Below are 14,397 nucleotides of genomic sequence, written 5' to 3'. Positions count from 1 at the left end.
AGCCCACCACATGCGTACCGGCGACCAGGTCGTGCAAGACCTCCCGTGGAAGTGGGGAGTGCAAGGCAAGATCTTCATCATCGGCGGCCTGGGCTACATGTTCGACGCGTGGGACGTCGCGCTGAACGGGTTCCTCACCCCGCTGCTCGGCACCGAGTTCGGCCTGTCCACCGGGCAGCGCGGGCTCGTCGCCACGGCGAACCTCATCGGCATGGCCGTCGGCGCCGTCGCATGGGGCACGGTCGCCGACCGGGTGGGCCGCAAGCGCGCCTTCAGCATCACGTTGCTGATCTTCGCGCTGTTCTCCGTGCTCGGTGCGCTCTCGCCGAGCTGGGAGGTCTTCCTGATACTGCGGTTCCTCGCCGGCATCGGCCTCGGCGGCTGCATCCCCGTCGACTACGCGCTGGTCAGCGAGTTCTCCCCGAAGAAGCAGCGCGGCCGCGTGCTCGCGGCGATGGACGGATGGTGGCCGGTCGGCACCACGCTCGCCGGGCTCTCGGCCACCCTCCTCGTGCCGGTCTCGGGCAACTGGCGGTGGATGCTCGCGCTCATGGTGCTGCCCGCGCTGCTGCTGTTCTGGGTGCGCCGCGGCATCCCCGAGTCGCCGCTGTACCTCGCCCGCACCGGTCGTGAGGCCGAGGCCAGGGCCGTGATCGACGACCTCGTGATGAAGACCGGCGCCCCCCATGAGCCGTACGAGATCCCCGCAGTCGCGGCGGCCGTGCAGCGGCGTCGAGGGGTCGCCGCTGCGCTCGAGCAGCTGCGGCTCGTCTGGGCGTTCAACCCGCGGATCACCTCCGCAGCATGGGCGCTGTTCATCTCCGTGATGCTTGTGTACTACGCGGCACTGTCCTGGATGCCGTCGATCCTGCGCGCCCAGGGCATGGACGACGTGGCGGCCTTCGCGGGCACGACGATCATGAACGCGGTCGGCATCCTCGGCGTGATCACGGCGGTGCTGCTCGTGGAGGTTGTCGGCCGCAAGTGGGTGATCGCGGTGTCCGGGCCCGCGGCGGCGCTGGCGCTGGTGGTGTTCGCGCTGGTCCTCGACGTGCCGGCGGCGGCCATCACGATGATCGCCGTGTTCGGTTTCCTGTCGCTGACGGTGATCCCGGTGATGTACGCCTACGTCTCCGAGCTCTACCCGACGCCGCTGCGCGCGAGCGGGTTCGGGTGGGCCTCCTCGTCCAGCCGGGCCGTCACCGGGTTCGCGCCGCTGCTGTTCGGCAGCGTGCTGTGGCCCGTGCTGGGGCTTCCGTTGACGTTCACGGTGCTCGGCGTGCTCGTGGTGGCCGCCGTGCTGTGGATGGCCGTCGCGGCCCCGGAGACGCGCGGCCGCGAGCTCGACCACGTGACCGACGGCGGCGACGAGTCGCTGGTCATCACGACGGCGTGAAGCCAGCAGCCTTCACCTACCACCGCGCTCGGACCGTCCCGGGCGCGGTGGGGCTGCTCGCCGAGCTGGGGGAGGACGCGAAGGTCATCGCGGGCGGCCAGAGCCTCGTCGCGATGATGAACTTCCGGCTGGCCCGGCCCGAGCACCTGATCGACATCGGCCGGATCCCCGGCCTTGGGACGATCGCCCGGGACGGGGACGCGTTGCGGATCGGCGCGCTGGTCACCCACCACGCCGTCGAGACCGCCGACCTCGGGCCCGGGTTCCGGGTGCTCTCCGACGCGATGCGCTGGGTCGGGCACCTGCCGATCCGCACCCGCGGCACGGTCGGCGGCAGCCTCGCGCACGCCGACGCGACCGCCGAGTGGTGCCTGCTGGCCGTGCTGCTCGACGCGCGGATCGTCGTCGAGGGCCCGGCCGGACCGCGGGAGATCGCCGCGACGGACTTCTTCCAGGGCGTGTTCACCACAGCGCTGGAACCCGACGAGCTGATCGTCGAGGTCGTGTTCCCCCGGCCGGCGCCCCGGGCGGCCCTGGCCGAGTTCGCCGAGCGGCGGGGCGACTTCGCGATCGTGGCGGCGGCCGTCGACCTGGACACGCCCCGCGTCGTGCTGGGCGGGGTCGCCCCCGTACCGATGCGAGTCCCCGACGCCGAAGAAGCACTCGTGAGTGGATACGCGAGCCATGACGCGCGTATCCACTCACGAGTGGGGGAGGCCGCGGCGGGCGCGATCGACGTCCGCGACGAGCCAGGGGTGAGCGCGCACTACCGGCGTGCTCTCACCCGCACGCTCGTCGCCCGAGCCTGCGAGGAGGCGGCCACCCGATGAACGAGCCCCGCTTCCGCCGCGACGGCGCCTGGGTGGGCGCGTCGGTTCCCCGGCGGGAGGATCCGCGCCTGCTGGCCGGCCGCGGCCGATTCGTCGACGACATCGCGCTGCCCGCGATGCTGCACGCCCAGTTCGTGCGCAGCACCGTGGCCCACGGCCGGATCGTCGCGGTCGATCTCGACGACGTCCGCACCGTGCCGGGCGTCGTCGCGGCGTTCTCGGCGGCGGACCTCCGACTCGGCGACATCACCGCGCTGCTCGACCGCCCGCCGCACGAGTTCGTGGCCACGTCGATGCCGGTGCTCGCCCACGACAAGGTCCGCTTCGTCGGGGAGCCCATGGCGATCGTGATCGCCCGCGACCCGTACGCCGCCGAGGACGGGGTCGAGGCCGCCGTCGTCGAGTACGAGGACCTCGAGCCGGTCGTCACCGACACCGCCGCCCTCGCCGACGACGCCCCGCTCGTGCACGCCGAGGCGCAGCGCAACACGCTCGTCGACGTCTCGCTCTTCGCCACCGAGGGCATCGACGACGTATTCGCGGACGCGCCCTGCGTCGTCCGGGTCCAGACGAAGACGGGCCGGCAGAACGCACTCCCCTTGGAGACCCGCGGCGTCGTCGCGCACTGGGACGACCGCGACGAGCAACTGCTCGTGCAGACCAACACGCAGATCCCGCACCAGGTGCGCACCGTGCTCGCGAGCTGCGCGGGCCTGGCCGAGAAGCAGGTGCGCGTCATCGTCCCGGACATGGGCGGCGGGTTCGGGCAGAAGTGCGTCGTCGGGCGCGAGGAGATCGCCGCCGCGGCCGCCGCGCTGCGGCTGCGCCGCCCCGTGAAGTGGATCGAGGACCGCCGCGACGCCCTCACCGCCGCGTTCCTCGCCCGCGAGCAGCGCTACGACGTGCGCGCCGCGTTCGACGCCGATGGCCGCATCCTCGGCCTCGACGCCGACGTCGTCTGCGACATGGGCGCCTACTCCTGCTACCCGTTCACGGCCGGGATCGAGCCGCTGATGGCGTCGGCCGAGATGCCGTCGGTCTACAAGGTGCCCGCGTACCGGGTGCGCGGGCGCGCCGTCACCACCAACAAGGCGCCCACCGGCCCGTACCGCGGGGTGAGCCGGCCGCAGTACGTGATGGTGATGGAGCGGTTGATGGAGCGGGCCGCCCGGGAGCTGGGAATGGACCCGGTCGAGATCCGCCGGCGCAACGTGATCACGGTCTTCCCGTACACCGGCGTCAACCGCATCACCTACGACCCGGGCTCGTACCGGGAGTCCCTCGACCTGTGCGAGCGGGTGCTGCGCGACGAGGGCTGGTACGACGTGCGCGACTCCGACCGCGTGATCGGGATCGGCTACTCCTGCTTCTCGGAACGCACCGGCTACGGCTCGGGTGCCTTCGCGCAGCGGAAGATGCAGGTGGTGCCCGGGTTCGACATCTCGGAGATCCGGATGGACGTCTCCGGCACCGTGTCGGTCACCACCGGCACGATGAGCCACGGCCAGAGCCACGAGACGACGATGGCCCAGATCGTGGCCGACCGGCTCGGCCTCGACATCGCGCAGGTCAAGATCGTGCAGGGTGACACCGACCGGATCACCTACGGCTTCGGCTCGTTCGCCAGCCGCTCGATCACGATCGGTGGGAGCGCGGTCGCGGCGGCCTCGGAGAAGCTCGGTGACCAGCTGCGGGAGATCGCCGCGCACCTCCTCGAGGTCGACGTCGACTCCACCGAGCTGGACGGGGCCGGCGGCATCCGGTTGCGGGACGACCCGGCACGGCGCCTCTCGTTCGCCGAGCTGGCCGACGTCGCCTACCTGCGGGCGCACCTGCTGCCCAAGGGCGTCGGGCCCGGGCTGAGCGCCACCGCGAGCTTCGACGTGGCGGGCGACGGGACGTTCTCCAACGCCACTCACGGCGTGGTCGTCGAGCTGGATCCGGGCACAGGGGGTGTCGAGATCCTGCGGTACGTGTGCGTGGAGGACTGCGGCGTGGCGATCAACCCGCAAGTCGTCGAGGGGCAGTGCCGCGGCGGGATCGCGCAAGGCATCGCGGGCGCGTTGTTCGAGCAGGTCACGTACGACGCCGCAGGGCAGCCGCTCGCGCCGAGCCTGATGGAGTACAAGGTGCCGACCGCGTCGGAGATCCCCGACATCGCGATCCACCACCTCGAGACGCCCTGCGCGTTCACCGCGAACGGCGCCAAGGGCGCGGGGGAGGGCGGCACGATCGGCGCGCCCGCCGCCGTGCTCAACGCCGTCAACGACGCCCTGCGCGACACCGGCGTGGAGCTGGACGACACCCCGATCGCGCGCGAGGCCGTGCATCGGGCCCTGAATTCGGCTCTGGAGGGAACGGGTGTCTGAGATACAGCTGGTCGAGCTGACCGTCAACGGCGAGCGGCGCGACCTCGCGATCGAGCCGCGCCGCACGCTCGTCGACGTCCTGCGCCACGACCTCGGCCTCACCGGCACCCACGTGGGCTGCGAGCACGGGATCTGCGGTGCGTGCACGGTGCTCGTCGACGGGGCGCCGGTGCGGGCGTGCCTGGTGTTCGCCGCGCAGGTGGAGGACGCCGACATCCGCACGGTCGAGTCGCTCGCCGCGCCCGACGGCTCGCTGTCGGACCTGCAACAGGAGTTCTCCGCCCACCACGGGCTGCAGTGCGGGTTCTGCACGCCCGGATTCCTGATGCTCGCGCAAGGCTTCCTCGCCGAGCGACCCGACGCGACGAAGGAGGAGATCCGCGAGGTGGTGGCGTCCAACCTGTGCCGGTGCACCGGCTACCAGACGATCGTCGAGGCCGTGGACGCGTGCGCGGCCCGCAGGAGGTCGGCATGATCGACGCCGTCTACGAGCGGGCCGGCTTCGGGGCAGCGGTACGGCGCGGGGAGCGGCCCGCGATCGTCGTCGTCGACCTGACCAACGGCTTCACCGACCCGTCCGAACCGACCGGTGCCGACCTCTCGGCCGTGGTGGCCGGGACGGGCAAGCTGGTCGAAGCCGGGCGGGTGGCGGGCGTGCCGGTCGTGTTCACGACCATCGCCTACACGGCCGCCGAGGCCGACGGCGACGCCGTCACCTGGCTGACGAAGGCGCCCGGCATGCGGGCACTGCGCGAGGGCACCGCTGCGGTGGCGATCGACGACCGGCTGCCGGTCGAGCCGGGCGATCACCTGATCACGAAGAAGGGCGCATCGGCGTTCTTCGGCACGGGTCTTGCGGCGCTGCTCGCCGGCCTGCGGGTGGACACCGTGCTGATCTGCGGCGCGACCACCAGCGGGTGTGTCCGCGCCAGCGCCGTCGACGCCGTGCAGAGCGGGTTCTCCGTGCTCGTGCCGCGACAATGCGTGGGCGACCGGGCGCAGGCGCCGCACGAGGCGAACCTGTTCGACATCCAGGCCAAGTACGGGGACGTGATCGAGCTGGCCGACGCGCTGGACTACGTGCGCGTCCCGGCGGGGGTGGCGCGATGAGGGCGGTGCTTCAGTCGGCGCTCGCGGACCTCGCCGACGTGCCCGCGCGATCGCGCTGGGTCCGCTCCGGCGACGTGGCGCTGCACGTCCTCGACTATGACGGCGACGGCGTCCCGCTCGTCGTGCTGCCGGGGATCACCAGCCCCGCGATCACCATGGACTTCGTGGCGCGGGAGCTCACCGACCTCGTCCGGCCGATCGTGGTGGACGTCCGTGGCCGCGGGCTCTCGGATTCCGGGAAGTCCTACACCCTCGATGACTATGCCGACGACACCGTCGCCGTGCTCGACGGGCTGGACCGGCCGCTCCTGCTGGGGCACTCGATGGGCGCCCGGATCGCCGCGGTCGTCGCGGCTCGCGGTGTGCCGCTGCGGGGAACAGTGCTGGTCGACCCGCCGATGAGCGGCCCGGGGCGCGGCCCGTACCCGACCACTCTCGATGCGTTCCTCGACCAGCTGGAGGAGGCGCAGCGGGGCACCGATGCCGACGAGGTGGCCCGGTCGTGGCCGCGCTGGCCGCGCCGGGAGCAGGAGCTGCGGGCGCGCTGGCTCTCCAGCTGTGACACCGACGCGATCGCCGCCACACACGCCGGGTTCGAGAGCGAGGATTTCTTCACGACCTGGCCGCACGTCCCGGGCCCGACCGTGCTCCTGTACGGCGGGGAGAGCCCGGTCGTCACCGCGGCCGGTGCGGCGGAGGCGGCGGCCACGAACCCGGCGGCGCAGCTGGTCGAGGTGGCAGGTGCCGGGCACATGGTGTTCTGGGACCAGCCGGAGGCAGCGCGCCGCCTGCTGCGCGAGGTCCTCGGCAACTGGTGAGTGCTCGCCGAAGCGCGCTCACCCGACGTCGACGCGCGGAGTCGGGTCAGCGGGTGCCGTAGACCTTCTCGACGAACTCGGCGAGCCGATGCTCCGAGAGGTTACGGGCGAGGTCCGCCTCGCTGATCAACCCGACCAACCGGTGGTTCTCGATGACCGGGAGCCGCTTGACCTGATGGTCCTCCATCTGCCGCAGTGCCTCGTCGATGGACGCGGTGGCGTCGACCCAGAACAGCGTGCCCTGGGCGAGCTCGCCTGCCTTGGTCGCTGCCGGGTCGCGGCCCTCTGCGATGCACCGCGTCACGATGTCGCGGTCGGTGAGGATGCCGTGCAGCCGGTCGTCGGCGCCGCAGATCGGCAGTGACCCGACCCCGAGTTCGCGCATCTTCCGCGCCGCGGTCGCGAGGCTCTCGTTCTCGTCGATGCACTCCGCGCCCGGGTGCATGATGTCGCGCGCCTGGCGCGCAGATTCGGCAGTCGCCTGAATGTGCGCGTCGAGGTCGGCGAGCGCCCGCTCGGTGGCGTCGTGGTCGCCCTTGCCGTGCTGCTCGGCGTGGTAGGCCGCGCCCAGGTTCTGCAGGAGCCGAGCGTGCTGCCGCCGCAGCTGCGCCTCGTCGAACCGGGTGCGGCCCGCCTCGAGCCCGTGGGCGGCCTGCCCCCGCACTCGCTCTGCCGTGGCCTTGGCCTTGTCGAGGATGCCCATCGCTACCTCCCATGGTGGTGGTGGTGGGAGACCCTGAAAAACGGTAGGTCGCCCGTGCCGCGGCGCCATGCGCCATACGGAGGAATCGCATCTGTCGTAGCGAGCCGGAAGGGCGGACAATCGCCGTCTCACAGTCGACATGGCCGTGGAGGCGTCATGGCACGTCGCTTCGCCTCGGCAGCCGACCGCCGCGCGGCGGCGCAGGCTGCCCTCATCGCTATCGACGGTCCGCTGGGAGCCCACCGGCGGCTGGACGTCCGCTGCCGGCGCAGCCATCACGTGGCCGCCGTCTACGAGGCCGACGGTGAGCTGGTGTACTCCGCGACGGTCGGGCCGCGCGGGCACGGTAGCCGCGACCGCGTGGACGCCGGGCACGCCGGCAGCAGTTGCGGCCGTGGTCACCACGACCTGCTCGACACCAGCGGCGACCTGATGGCCGACGACAGCATGCCGGCGTCGTGCGAGTGCGGTCCGCGCACGCTCTCGCGCGCTGACTTGCTGGCGTCCGTCGAGAAGGGCATGCGCCACGTGATCGTCGACTGAGCGCCGCCTGCTATAGGAGATCCTCGCCGACTGGTGATCGCCGGACGGGCGCGTTTCCCGACGCGGCACGTCGGGAAACGCGCCCATCCGATGATCAGGCCGTTGCGGCGGCGAGCAGGGCGGCGCGGATCTCGGCGATGACGTGGGCCGGCCGGTTGGTGAGGTCATGCCAGGTGAAGCGCAGCACCTGCCACCCCGCGCGGACGAGCGCGTTCCCCTTCTGGCGATCGGTCCGGAACCGGTCGACATCCACATGCCAGGCCCAGCCGTCGACCTCGATGGCGAGCTTCGCTTCGGGGAACGCGATATCGATGGTCCAGCGCTCGAACGGCCGGCCAGACTCCCAGCCGCTGAGCCCCGAGTCGCGCATGAGCGAGATCAGGAGACGCTCGGCGGCGAAATCGGCGCGATCCGCCGCCCCGATCAAAAGGGCGGTGACACTTGCACCGCCACGGCCACCCAAATTTCGGCAGTACGCCTGGTACAGAGCCTCGAACCGGACGTGCTTCTGCAGGGCGCGGTCGAGGAACGCCGAGCCGTCGGGCAGCGCGACCGCGGTCTCCAGCGCCGTGAGCGGAGCGGCCGTGCACCAAATGCCACTGCCGAGAACGGTATCGGCGGCGGACAGATCACGGCGGCGGACTCGGACGCCGGGGTAGCCGCGCAGTCCGCGGCGGCGCGGCACGGTCACCTCGATCCAGGCGGGGACGACGGCAGGCATCCCGTGCCACCAGGCCGCGGCCGACCCCGAGATCACTCCGCGGTCTCCGGCCCACAACCCGGCGGCGCGGACCCGGGCGCGGTCGGTGACGCGGTGCCCAGCAGCGAGGAAGACCCTCGGCGCAACCCGCCGCCAGCCCTCGTCCTGGACCCGCCGTTGCAGCGCCCGCTCCGCCAGGCCGCAATCGGCGGCCTGGACCGCGGTGATCAGGCCGTCCTGGCGGGCGAGCACAGCAAGGAGGGCCCGGTTGGCGACCATGACGCGAAGGATCGCCCGCCGAGTGCACGATTCGTGGCCGTTTCGGCAAATCGAGTGGTGTGATCGCCGGATGGGCGCATTTCCCGACGCCAGGCGTCGGGAAACGCGCCCATCCGCTGATCACACCCGCGCCACGAGGTCCTGCCAGTAGCTGTCGGCCCCGGACATGTGCGCGTCGAGCAGCCGGACGGCGCGCTCTTCGTCGCGGGCGACGATGGCGTCGAGGATCTCCCGGTGCTCGCGCAGCGACTGCTGCTGGCGCGCGGGGTTGCCGAAGTAGACCGCCCGCCCCTGCTGCGTCATCAGGTAGAAGACGTTGACCAGGCGCAGCAGCACCGTGTTCTGCGTGGCCCGCACGATCCCGCAGTGGAAGACGCGGTCCAGCTCGGCGATACGGGCGGCCTCGCCGATGGCGCCCACCCAGTCGTCGAGGCAGCGGCGGAGATGCGAGATGTCCTCGTCGCGGTGGCGGCGGCAGGCGAGGCGCGCGGCCTCCAGCTCCTGGATGCGGCGGACCTCGGCGGCCTGGCCGCCCTCGTCGCCGGGCAGCGGAACACCGATCTCGGCGAACAGCCGCAGGGCCTCGATGCTGGCCGACTCGACCGTCATGTAGACGCCCGACTTGGGCCTGCGCTCGATCAGGCGCAGCGTCTCCAGCACCGACAGCGCCTCGCGGACCTGGGTGCGGCTCGCCCCGAACCGCTCCGCGAGCTCGCGCTCGGACGGCGCGCGTTCGTTCGGCGCGTAGCCGCGGGACAGCAGGAACGGGACGAGCTCCGCGACGAGGTTCATGGTCTTCCAATCTGGTCTGGCCAGATGTTAGCTTCGGCGAGCGACGAAGCAGAAACGAGGAGGCTCATTGGTGAGCGCGCTCGAACCGTCCGTACTGGAAGCGCTGAAGCGCTACGACTCCCCGACCCTTGCCAACGCGATCGAGCTCTTCGAGGTGCGCCCGCGCGACGACGGCTACATGGGCCACGAGGTGCGCTGCCTCTTCCCGGACCTCGGCGTCATGGTCGGCTACGCCGCCACGGCGACGATGCGCGCCCGGGGTCGCGGCGCGCGCGATCCGGAGCCCCTCACCACCCACGTGCAGACGGTGCCGGGGCCGCGGATCGTGGTGGTGCAGGACCTCGACGACCCACCGGCCCACGGCGCCCTGTGGGGTGAGGTCATGGCCACCACGTTCACGGCGCTCGGGTGCCTGGGCACCGTCACCGACGGGTCGGTCCGCGACCTCGATGAGGCGCGCGCCATCGGCTTCCACTTCTTCGCCCCCGCCGTGACCGTCTCCCACGGATACGCGCGGGTCGAGGGCGTCGGCGCGCCGGTGACGGTCGGCGGGCTCACCGTCGCACCCGGCGACCTGCTGCACGCCGACAAGCACGGCGTGCTGCTGATCCCGGCCGAGATCGCGGCCGAGCTGCCTGCGGCGGCCGACCGGGTGATCGCCGCCGAGCAGGAGTACATCGGCTGGGTCCGCTCACCTGAGTTCGACCCGGCCCAGCTCGCCGTGCGCCGTTCCACGATGAAGGACGCGTTCACGTCGTGAGGATCAGGGCCGTTCGCTGCGTCGAGTACTCCGGCACCATCGACCACGAGGGCGCGTTCTGGGAGGAGCGGCTGATCCGCCCGGTCGACATCTATCCGCAGTTCCGGGCACAGGGGCCGGGGTTCCTCCCGGGCGCCGCCGGTGACGGCAACCGCGTCACGTCGGTGTTCGTGCACATCGAGACCGACGATGGCGTCACGGGCACCGCGGGGCCGATCACCCGCCAGCAGGCGTACCTCATCGGCACCGACCTGGCGTCCGTGCTCCTCGGCCAGGACCCGCTCGCCACCGAGTACCTGTGGGACGTGCTGTACCGGCACGCCGTCCACGGGCGCAAGGGCGTCGAGATGATGGCGATCAGCGCGCTCGACTGCGCCCTGTGGGACCTCAAGGGCCGACACCTCGGCGTCCCGGTCCACGTCCTGCTCGGCGGCCCCACGCGCGAGGAGATCCCCGCCTACGCATCGGCCCTGGGCTACTCGCTCGACCTGGACAAGGTGCGGGAGCGGGCCACCGAGATCGCGGGGCTCGGCTTCACCGCCACGAAGTGGTTTCCCCGCCACGGTCCGGTCGACGGCAATGCCGGCGTCGAGGCCACCGTCGCGCTGGTCGCGACGCTGCGCGAGACGCTGGGGCCGGACGTCGACATCATGGTCGACGCCTGGATGTCGTGGGACGTCCCGTACGCGCTGCGGATGGGGGAGCGGCTCGCGGAGTACGCGCCTCGCTGGATCGAGGAGCCGGTGCTGCCGGACAAGCCCGCCTCCTACGCCGAGATCACCCGGCGGATGCCCGGCGGGATCCTCGTGTCCGGTGCCGAACACGAGTACACGCGCTGGGGCCTGCACCAGCTGATGGCAGCAGGCGCCATGCACATCTACCAACCCGACACCTACTGGGCGGGCGGCATCAGCGAGATGCTCAAGATCGCGGCGCTCGCGAGCACCTACGACGTGCAGCTGATCCCGCACGGCCACTCGGTGCCCGCGAACACGCACTTCAGCTTCGCCCAGCCGCCCACGCTCACGCCGATGATCGAGTACCTGCTGAAGTGGAACACCCTCCACCAGTGGTTCCTCGCCACCCCCGTCCACCCGGTGGACGGGAAGGTGACCCCGCCGACGCAACCGGGGCTCGGCATGGACCTGGACGAGAACAAGATCGAGTCGCGGCGGGAGCTGACCTTCGCATGACCGAGACGATCGCCTGTCTCAGCCCACTGACCGAACAGCAGGTCCGCGAGCTCGCGGGCACCGAGGACGTCAAGGTGCTGGTGGCGCCCGAGCCGCCCGCGCCGGAGGCCGTCCGCGAGATCGTGGCGAGCGCCGACATCGTGATCGCGGACATGACCCACCGGCACCGCCTCGACCGCGCGTCCCTCGCCGGGATGGCCCGGTGCCGCCTGATCCAGCAGCCTGCCGTCGGGTTCGACGTGATCGACCACCTGGCGGCCGCCGAGTTCGGCATCCCGGTGGCCAACGCGGCAGGCTTCAACGCCGACACCGTGGCCGACTGGACCCTCATGGGGATCCTCAACGTCGTCCGCCACGGCGCCCGGCTCGACCGCGAGATGCGCGCCGGCGGCTGGCGACCGGCCGGGCCCCTGCACGCCCGCGACCTGCGCGCACTGACCGTCGGCATCGTCGGCATGGGCAACATCGGTCGGCAGGTCGCGGCGCGCGTGGCGGCGTTCGGGTCGCGGATCCTCTACTACGACGTCGTCGCCCGCGACCTGCCCGGCTGTGAGCCCGTGACGTTCGACGAGCTGCTCGACCGTTCCGACGTCGTCACGCTTCACCTGCCGCTGTACGCCGGGTCGACGGCACTCATCGGCGTGGAGCAGCTGCGCCGGATGCGGCCCGGCGCGATCCTGTGCAACGCCAGCCGCGGCCCGATCGTCGACGAGGCAGCGCTCGTCGAGGCGCTCGAGTCGGGCCACATCGGCGGCGCCGCGCTCGACGTGTTCGAGGTCGAGCCGCTCGCCGCCGACTCGCCGCTGCGGAGCATGGAGAACGTCTTCGTCAACCCGCACATCGCGGGCGGGTCGGAGCAGGCACGGGCGAACCTGATGGAGCAGACGGGGGCGAACGTCCGCCGGGTGCTCGCCGGCGAGAAGCCGGTCAACGTCGTCAACGGGGTGTGAGGGGACATGGGCAGGACACTGCGTGAGCTGTGGGACGGCACCGAGGCGACGATCGGTGGCTGGTGCTCGATCCCCAGCCCCTTTTCCGCGGAGCTGATGGGCCGCTGCGGCTTCGACTGGGTGTGCATCGACACCCAGCACGGCGTGATCGGCTACGACCAGATGATGCCGATGCTGGAGGCACTGTCGATCACGGCGACACCCGCATTCGTCCGGGTGCCGTGGAACCAGCCCGACCACATCATGAAGGCCCTCGACGCGGGCGCGCAGGGCGTGATCGTGCCGATGGTGGGCACCGAGGAGGACGCGAAGGCGGCGGTCGCGGCCGCGAAGTACCCGCCGGTCGGCATGCGCAGCTGGGGCCCGATCCGGGCCGCGTTCGACGTGCCGGACTACAGCCCCGAGACGGCCAACCGGCGCACGATCGTCGCGGTCATGATCGAGACGCCCGGTGGCGTGGAGAACCTCGACGCGATCCTCGCCGTGCCCGGCGTCGACGCGGTGTACGTGGGCCCCTCGGACCTCGCTCTCGGCCACGGCATGACCCCGACCCTCGCTCCGACCGACCCCGACCACGTGCGGCTGATCGAGACGATCGTCGACCGCTGCCGGGAGCACGGCATCGTGGCCGGGATCCACTGCGACAGCGTGGAGACCGTCCACCGGTGGCACGCCCGCGGCTACGGCATGTTCACGGTCGGCTCGGACGCGGCGCTGATGCGGGGAGCCGCCACCGCGGTGGTCGCGGGCGCGTTCGAGGGCAGCAGGGAGGTCGTCGTCCCGGCGACGGGGCAATACGCGTAGGTCGTGAGTGGATACGCCTGCTATAGCTCGCGTATCCACTCACGAGGGGTTCGGCGCCCCACTTGTGGCGATCATGAGTTGAACTCGCCCGCGCGGACGGCGGCCAGGAACTCGCGCCATGCCGGGGCGGGGTGGCGGTGTGGGGGCAGGCTGCGGTCCTTCGTGTCCCGGATGGCGACCTCGCCGCCGGGGAGGAGGGCCACCTCGACGCAGCCTGCCCCACCGCTGTTGCCGCCGCTGAAGCTGCTCTTCCGCCATGCCACGCCAACGGGGTCCAGGGCGGGCATGGGGCACCTCTTGCGGTCGCGGCTACATCTGCGCGATCACCCGCTCGATCAGCGCGGTGCTCTCGGCGGGGCTCAGCGCCACGGAGCTCAGGTGGTCGAAGACCACCCTAGCTCGCACCACGTCCTCCTCCTTCTCGATATGCATCGAGCCCATCGGGTGCTCGACATAGCCCATGTCCGGTTCGCCGAGCCCCTCGAAGCTGAGCACCGTGAACGCTCCGTCCAGGCCGGGGTGGCCGCCGACATCCGTCGGCAGGATCTGCACGGTCACCGTGTCGAGTTCTGCCGCATGGATGAGGTGGGCGAGCTGCGCGCGCATCCTCGCGCGGCCTCCCAGCACGCGGTACAGCGCCGCCTCCTCGATCACTGCGAGCAGTTCGAGGGGGCGTTCGGCCGAAACCAGTCGCTCCTGCCGGATCATCCTGACCTTCACATCCCGCTCGAGGATCTCCGCCGATCGCGGGCGCAGCGAGGTCTCGAACAGCACCCGGGCGTAGTCCGCGGTCTGCAACAACCCGGGTACGAAGCTGGCAGCGAACTCGCGAACCGTGCTCGCATCTGCCTCCAGCGGGATGTAGCCGCGGTCATCGAGCCCGTAGGCCCGCCACCACCCCTTTTCGCTGGCCTCCCGCGTGAGCTCCAGGATCTCGGTCCACCGGTCGCCGCCGACGTCGAAGAGATCCAGCATGCTGCGCACGATGTGCACGTCGACGCCCTGGTGAGCGTTCTCGATGCGGGACAGCTTGCTCGCGGAGAAGTCGAGGAGCGGCGCGGCCGCCTCGATGGTCAGGCCCGCGTGCACGCGCAGCTCGCGCAGGGTGCGGGCGAGCTGACGTCTCCGGACCAGGGCACCGCTGCGCACG

At 71.6% G+C, this 14,397-nt stretch carries 16 protein-coding genes; 11 read left to right on the top strand and 5 right to left on the bottom strand.

Features of this window, described 5'->3' with window-relative positions:
* The first annotated feature begins 10 nt into the window (after nucleotides 1-10).
* Genes K1T35_RS32430 through K1T35_RS32405 form a run of 6 tightly spaced genes read left to right on the top strand, consistent with a single transcriptional unit; the run spans nucleotide 11 to nucleotide 6,523 of the window.
* On the top strand, nucleotides 11-1,396 hold the full coding sequence (locus K1T35_RS32430) for an MFS transporter (protein ID WP_220255578.1): 1,386 nt from the start codon (nucleotides 11-13) through the stop codon (nucleotides 1,394-1,396).
* Nucleotides 1,393-2,226, top strand: coding sequence for a xanthine dehydrogenase family protein subunit M (locus K1T35_RS32425; protein ID WP_220255577.1), 834 nt, complete (start codon nucleotides 1,393-1,395; stop codon nucleotides 2,224-2,226). Before K1T35_RS32430 ends, K1T35_RS32425 begins: the two co-directional genes overlap by 4 nt.
* Nucleotides 2,223-4,595 carry a xanthine dehydrogenase family protein molybdopterin-binding subunit gene (locus tag K1T35_RS32420; protein WP_220255576.1) on the top strand — a complete coding sequence of 791 codons (2,373 nt, stop codon included), beginning with the start codon at nucleotides 2,223-2,225 and terminating at the stop codon, nucleotides 4,593-4,595. Before K1T35_RS32425 ends, K1T35_RS32420 begins: the two co-directional genes overlap by 4 nt.
* Entirely contained in the window at nucleotides 4,588-5,070 is a 483-nt protein-coding gene (locus tag K1T35_RS32415) for a (2Fe-2S)-binding protein (RefSeq protein WP_220255575.1), read from the top strand. The genes K1T35_RS32420 and K1T35_RS32415 overlap by 8 nt, the downstream gene beginning before the upstream one ends.
* A complete protein-coding gene (locus K1T35_RS32410) occupies nucleotides 5,067-5,705 on the top strand; it encodes an isochorismatase family protein (RefSeq protein ID WP_220255574.1) in 639 nt (212 codons plus the stop codon). Before K1T35_RS32415 ends, K1T35_RS32410 begins: the two co-directional genes overlap by 4 nt.
* A complete protein-coding gene (locus K1T35_RS32405; RefSeq protein WP_220255573.1) occupies nucleotides 5,702-6,523 on the top strand; it encodes an alpha/beta fold hydrolase in 822 nt (273 codons plus the stop codon). Before K1T35_RS32410 ends, K1T35_RS32405 begins: the two co-directional genes overlap by 4 nt.
* 46 nt (nucleotides 6,524-6,569) lie before the next feature.
* Here K1T35_RS32405 and K1T35_RS49865 read toward each other — a convergent pair whose 3' ends face one another.
* Nucleotides 6,570-7,226, bottom strand: coding sequence for a CBS domain-containing protein (locus K1T35_RS49865; protein WP_370645176.1), 657 nt, complete (start codon nucleotides 7,224-7,226; stop codon nucleotides 6,570-6,572).
* Between the two features lie 156 nt (nucleotides 7,227-7,382).
* On the opposite strand from K1T35_RS49865, the gene K1T35_RS32395 reads away from it, so the two are divergent.
* On the top strand, nucleotides 7,383-7,769 hold the full coding sequence (locus K1T35_RS32395) for a hypothetical protein (protein WP_220255572.1): 387 nt from the start codon (nucleotides 7,383-7,385) through the stop codon (nucleotides 7,767-7,769).
* 94 nt (nucleotides 7,770-7,863) lie between these two features.
* Here K1T35_RS32395 and K1T35_RS32390 read toward each other — a convergent pair whose 3' ends face one another.
* Both K1T35_RS32390 and K1T35_RS32385 read right to left on the bottom strand, forming a co-directional pair.
* Nucleotides 7,864-8,748, bottom strand: a complete 885-nt coding sequence (locus K1T35_RS32390) for a DUF559 domain-containing protein (RefSeq protein ID WP_220255571.1) — start codon at nucleotides 8,746-8,748, stop codon at nucleotides 7,864-7,866.
* A gap of 120 nt (nucleotides 8,749-8,868) precedes the next feature.
* Nucleotides 8,869-9,540, bottom strand: a complete 672-nt coding sequence (locus K1T35_RS32385) for a FadR/GntR family transcriptional regulator (protein ID WP_220255570.1) — start codon at nucleotides 9,538-9,540, stop codon at nucleotides 8,869-8,871.
* 70 nt (nucleotides 9,541-9,610) lie between these two features.
* On the opposite strand from K1T35_RS32385, the gene K1T35_RS32380 reads away from it, so the two are divergent.
* From K1T35_RS32380 to K1T35_RS32365, 4 genes are read left to right on the top strand one after another with little or no spacing between them, the layout of a single operon-like run.
* Nucleotides 9,611-10,300 carry an RraA family protein gene (locus tag K1T35_RS32380; RefSeq protein WP_220255569.1) on the top strand — a complete coding sequence of 230 codons (690 nt, stop codon included), beginning with the start codon at nucleotides 9,611-9,613 and terminating at the stop codon, nucleotides 10,298-10,300.
* Nucleotides 10,297-11,493, top strand: coding sequence for an enolase C-terminal domain-like protein (locus K1T35_RS32375; RefSeq protein WP_220255568.1), 1,197 nt, complete (start codon nucleotides 10,297-10,299; stop codon nucleotides 11,491-11,493). Before K1T35_RS32380 ends, K1T35_RS32375 begins: the two co-directional genes overlap by 4 nt.
* Complete coding sequence (locus tag K1T35_RS32370; RefSeq protein WP_220255567.1) at nucleotides 11,490-12,443, top strand: 2-hydroxyacid dehydrogenase; 954 nt, start codon at nucleotides 11,490-11,492, stop codon at nucleotides 12,441-12,443. The genes K1T35_RS32375 and K1T35_RS32370 overlap by 4 nt, the downstream gene beginning before the upstream one ends.
* Nucleotides 12,444-12,449: 6 nt before the next feature.
* Nucleotides 12,450-13,247, top strand: a complete 798-nt coding sequence (locus K1T35_RS32365) for an HpcH/HpaI aldolase/citrate lyase family protein (RefSeq protein ID WP_220255566.1) — start codon at nucleotides 12,450-12,452, stop codon at nucleotides 13,245-13,247.
* Nucleotides 13,248-13,318: 71 nt separating this feature from the next.
* Here K1T35_RS32365 and K1T35_RS32360 read toward each other — a convergent pair whose 3' ends face one another.
* Both K1T35_RS32360 and K1T35_RS32355 read right to left on the bottom strand, forming a co-directional pair.
* On the bottom strand, nucleotides 13,319-13,534 hold the full coding sequence (locus K1T35_RS32360) for a DUF397 domain-containing protein (RefSeq protein WP_220255565.1): 216 nt from the start codon (nucleotides 13,532-13,534) through the stop codon (nucleotides 13,319-13,321).
* Between the two features lie 22 nt (nucleotides 13,535-13,556).
* Nucleotides 13,557-14,396, bottom strand: coding sequence for a helix-turn-helix transcriptional regulator (locus K1T35_RS32355; RefSeq protein ID WP_220255564.1), 840 nt, complete (start codon nucleotides 14,394-14,396; stop codon nucleotides 13,557-13,559).
* Between the last annotated feature and the right edge of the window lies 1 nt (nucleotide 14,397).

This window comes from Pseudonocardia sp. DSM 110487, assembly GCF_019468565.1.
In the GTDB taxonomy this organism is placed as follows: Bacteria; Actinomycetota; Actinomycetes; order Mycobacteriales; family Pseudonocardiaceae; genus Pseudonocardia.
Note: the sequence above shows the minus strand (reverse complement) of the source record. Positions and strands in the feature narration are given on the sequence as shown.

Excerpts from the sequence above, each read along its gene's own strand:
- K1T35_RS32360 (WP_220255565.1), bottom strand. The coding sequence starts at position 13,534 with ATGCCCGCCCTGGACCCCGTTGGCGTGGCATGGCGGAAGAGCAGCTTC.
- K1T35_RS32365 (WP_220255566.1), top strand. The coding sequence starts at position 12,450 with ATGGGCAGGACACTGCGTGAGCTGTGGGACGGCACCGAGGCGACGATC.
- K1T35_RS32430 (WP_220255578.1), top strand. The coding sequence starts at position 11 with ATGCGTACCGGCGACCAGGTCGTGCAAGACCTCCCGTGGAAGTGGGGA.
- K1T35_RS32420 (WP_220255576.1), top strand. The coding sequence starts at position 2,223 with ATGAACGAGCCCCGCTTCCGCCGCGACGGCGCCTGGGTGGGCGCGTCG.
- K1T35_RS49865 (WP_370645176.1), bottom strand. The coding sequence starts at position 7,226 with ATGGGCATCCTCGACAAGGCCAAGGCCACGGCAGAGCGAGTGCGGGGG.
- K1T35_RS32410 (WP_220255574.1), top strand. The coding sequence starts at position 5,067 with ATGATCGACGCCGTCTACGAGCGGGCCGGCTTCGGGGCAGCGGTACGG.
- K1T35_RS32385 (WP_220255570.1), bottom strand. The coding sequence starts at position 9,540 with ATGAACCTCGTCGCGGAGCTCGTCCCGTTCCTGCTGTCCCGCGGCTAC.
- K1T35_RS32395 (WP_220255572.1), top strand. The coding sequence starts at position 7,383 with ATGGCACGTCGCTTCGCCTCGGCAGCCGACCGCCGCGCGGCGGCGCAG.
- K1T35_RS32405 (WP_220255573.1), top strand. The coding sequence starts at position 5,702 with ATGAGGGCGGTGCTTCAGTCGGCGCTCGCGGACCTCGCCGACGTGCCC.
- K1T35_RS32390 (WP_220255571.1), bottom strand. The coding sequence starts at position 8,748 with ATGGTCGCCAACCGGGCCCTCCTTGCTGTGCTCGCCCGCCAGGACGGC.
- K1T35_RS32370 (WP_220255567.1), top strand. The coding sequence starts at position 11,490 with ATGACCGAGACGATCGCCTGTCTCAGCCCACTGACCGAACAGCAGGTC.